The sequence below is a fragment of the Kitasatospora sp. NPDC091257 genome (assembly GCF_044757675.1).
GTDB lineage: Bacteria > Actinomycetota > Actinomycetes > Streptomycetales > Streptomycetaceae > Kitasatospora > Kitasatospora lactacystinica.
The window spans coordinates 1-3,412 of record NZ_JBIVVI010001009.1 but is presented as its reverse complement, the minus strand read 5'-3'; the positions used below and the strand labels follow the sequence as shown (position 1 = coordinate 3,412).

Annotated in this window: 4 protein-coding genes; 2 read left to right on the top strand and 2 right to left on the bottom strand. The window is 70.8% G+C overall.

Annotated elements, in window-relative coordinates; genetic code table 11:
* Positions 1–85: 85 nt before the first annotated feature.
* Entirely contained in the window at positions 86–1,759 is a 1,674-nt protein-coding gene (locus ACIQOV_RS33525) for an RICIN domain-containing protein (RefSeq protein ID WP_401054534.1), read from the bottom strand.
* Between the two features lie 242 nt (positions 1,760–2,001).
* Positions 2,002–2,241 (bottom strand): chaplin, encoded by a 240-nt coding sequence (locus tag ACIQOV_RS33520; RefSeq protein ID WP_401054532.1) that lies wholly within the window; start codon positions 2,239–2,241, stop codon positions 2,002–2,004.
* Positions 2,242–2,737: 496 nt separating this feature from the next.
* On the opposite strand from ACIQOV_RS33520, the gene ACIQOV_RS33515 reads away from it, so the two are divergent.
* Entirely contained in the window at positions 2,738–2,980 is a 243-nt protein-coding gene (locus ACIQOV_RS33515) for a chaplin (RefSeq protein WP_401054531.1), read from the top strand.
* A gap of 110 nt (positions 2,981–3,090) precedes the next feature.
* A complete protein-coding gene (locus ACIQOV_RS33510) occupies positions 3,091–3,360 on the top strand; it encodes a chaplin (protein ID WP_401054529.1) in 270 nt (89 codons plus the stop codon).
* Positions 3,361–3,412 lie beyond the last annotated feature (52 nt).

Genomic DNA, 3,412 nt, shown 5'->3' with positions numbered 1-3,412 from the left:
GTGCGCTGGACGGCGGCGTGCAGGCGTTTGCCGGTGAGCGGGTCGCTCGCGGCGGCGACGGCGGCCTCCCGCACGTCGGGGTGGATCAGCCGTGGACGTAGACGATGCCGAGCTTGGTGAGCTGCCAGAGCTGGTTGGCGGCGCCGGTGTCGGTGGCGAGTTCGACGTACGGGTTGCCCTTGGCGTCGAGGGTGCTGCCGGCGGCCAGGACCTTGCCGCGGTCCTGGGAGTCGGCGATCTTGTAGCGGCCGTCGCCGGCCGGCGTGAACACCCAGTGCTGGTTGCCGCCGCCGTTGCAGCCCCACTGCTGGATCCGGGTGCCGGGGGCGGTGGAGCCGGCGTTGGCGTCCAGGCACATGTTCCGGTTGCCGCTGAAGTCGAGCTCGTAGCTGCCGCCCGCCTTGGCCTCCAGGACGAAGGACTGGTTGAGCCCGCCGGTGGCCGGATAGGTGATCGCGGGCCGCCCGTTGGTGGAGTCGCCGTAGCTGCCTCCGCCGGTGAGGTCGAGCGCGTTGCCGCTGGCGGCGTTGGTCAGCTGGTACCAGGCGCCGTCCTCGGGGACGTCCCCGAACGGCTGTCCGGGCGTGAGCGGCTGGATCGAGGTGGTGTTCTGCTGGTTGAGCGTGCAGTACGCCTGCGCCAGCTCGGTCCGGGCGTAGAACTGGCCGAGGCAGACGCCCTCGCCGCGGTAGCCGGCCACCCGCAGGTGGTACGACTGGCGGACCATGTTCATGCACAGCCCGGGGATGCCGATCTGCGAGTCGCAGCCGTTGCGCACCCACTCGGAGAGGTTGATGACGTCCCCGTTGGAGTACTCGTACGGGGAGGACGTCCACTCCGCGCAGACCTCGTGCCCGAAGGCGACCCGCCGCTGGTCCAGGTACCGGACGCCGGGCACCTGCTCGGCCGCGCCGCGCAGCGCGTCACTGAGTGTCGGCACCACCCAGTTGTGGCCCCAGGCGAGGTCCTCGGGGAAGGCCGGACAGCCGTCGGCGACCTTGCCGAGGTAGTCGTTGCGCCGGATGTCCGGGGTGATCGGGTTGAAGTACGACTGGTAGACCAGCTGGTACGAGGAGTCGGCGTAGCCGGCCTTGCGCATGGTCTGACGGATGTTCTGGAGCGCGGCGACCACCTTGGGCTGGACGCCCTTGGCGCGCCGGCGGATCTCGTCGCTGCCGATGGTGTCCCGGCAGCCCTGGTCCTTGGGGATCGGGAAGTACTGCGCCAGGCAGTGCATCATGATCCCGCTGAAGTCGAAGTCGTCGTTGGCGCCGATGGTGACGACGACCATCCTGACGTCGTACTTGGCCGCCGTGTCGGCCAGCTTGACGTCCTGCTTGGGCTCGCCGAAGTCGCCGCTGCCGGGGCCGGTGACCTTGGCCAGTTCCGGGTCGCTGACCAGGTCGCCGGTCTGGGCGCCGGAGCAGGCCAGGTCGATCGGGGTGACCCCGGGGATGTCGGTGACGAAGATCTCCGACTTGGGGTGGCGGTGGCAGTAGTTGGTGGGGCTGTCCGTCTCCGGGAAGTAGCCGTCGTTGGTGTCGGTGCCGGCGCCCTCCCCGGAGATGGCGCTGTCGCCGAGGGCGACGATCGCGGCCGGACGGGTGGCCGCGGGCGCGGCCGGGGCGGGGTCGGCCAGGGCGGCGGGGGCGCCGGCCAGGCCGAGGGTGGCGAGGAGGGCTCCGGTGGCGAGCAGTGCGGCGCACCGGGACGCACCCGTACGCGTTCGCCGTGCCGCCGGCAGGGGTGACCTGATCACACGCGACTCCTTGCGGGGGTGGGGACCGCCCTGGCGGGGAGCCGAGCGGTGCGGAGCAAGAGAGGAGCAGGAAAGGTGAGCAGGTCTCGCATTCTAGGTACTGACAAGTAACGCAACAAGACTCGTGACACCGCCGGGAACCGACGGACCGACACGTTCACGGCACAACGAAGAGCCGCCGCCCCGCGCCCCAGGAGGGAGGCGCGGAACGGCGGCTCGCACCGGCCGAACCGGGTGCGGGCTCAGCCCACGTTGGCGCACTTGTTGCCGAACGCCGGGTTCAGCAGGCCGATGATGTCGATGGTGTTGCCGCAGACGTTGACCGGAACGTGCACCGGGATCTGGATCTGGTTGCCGGAGACGACACCGGGGGAACCGGCGGCGACGCCCTGGGCGCCGGAGCTGGCCATCGCGGAACCGGCGCCGGCGGCCACGATGCCCACCACGGCCGCGCCGACGGCGGCGGTCTTCTTGATGCTCATACGAGCCTCCTGACTGTTCGACAGATATGCACGGGGAGTGCGACATCTAGAACGAGACCCCACCGGACCGGTTGCGACGGTCCCGGCACTGTCACCCATCCGGCGCAACGGCGCCGCGGACCGGGCATTCGGGTGATCGGAGGGTCGGACCGTTTCCCCCCGCACGGTGCCTCGTTCTCCCTGACGGAACCCGGTCTCCACCGGCCCCCGCGCGGCGGGCCTCCCAGAACCCGGCGTCCGGCAACCCGTGCCGGAACGCCCGACCGGAATTCCACCTGGTCGCGCCTTTGTCCGAAGCCTTTCCCGGCCGTGCGGGAATCGTTTCGGGGGGCACTGCGACCCGGCAGTCACGGCCACGCCCGAGCCATGGGCGGAACACGCCGATATGCGCCGACCGAGTGACAATCACGGCAATCCCTGAAGCCTTCGGGTGAGTATTCGCGCTCGCCCGACTCCCGACATTCCCATTCCGTCGGGCAGAAATCGGAGGAATGACATGCGCAACTTCAAGAAGGCCGCCGTCCTGTCCCTGGCCGCCAGCGGCCTGGTGCTCGGTGCCGCCGGCGGTGCGGTCGCCAGCTCGGGCGCCGAGGGCGTCGCCGCCGGTTCCCCCGGCGTGCTCTCCGGCAACCAGATCCAGGTGCCGATCCACATCCCGATCAACCTGTGCGGCAACAGCATCGACATCATCGGCCTGCTGAACCCGGCCTTCGGCAACACCTGCGTCAACGCCGGCTGAACCCGCGGTCGCCGCACCGGCGACAGCCGATTCACCGAGCCCGTGCCGCGCCCCGCAGCGCCGGGGCGCGGCACGCTCCACCCGTGTGTGATCGAGGAGATCAACCCCCCATGCAGAACATGAAGAAGGCCGCCGTCCTCTCCGCCGCCGCTGCCGGCCTGGTGCTGGGCGCGGCGGGCTCCGCCGCCGCCAGCGCGGGCGCCGAGGGCGCGGCCGTCGGTTCCCCCGGTGTCGTCTCCGGCAACCAGATCCAGGTCCCGGTGCACGTGCCGATCAACCTGTGCGGCAACTCCATCAACGTGGTCGGCCTGCTGAACCCGGCCTTCGGCAACGCCTGCGCCAACGTCGAGGCCCACCCGCAGCCCGCGGACGACTGCTGATCCCCGATCGGCACGTGTTCCGGCCGTCCTGCCCCCCGACCAGTCGGCCGGG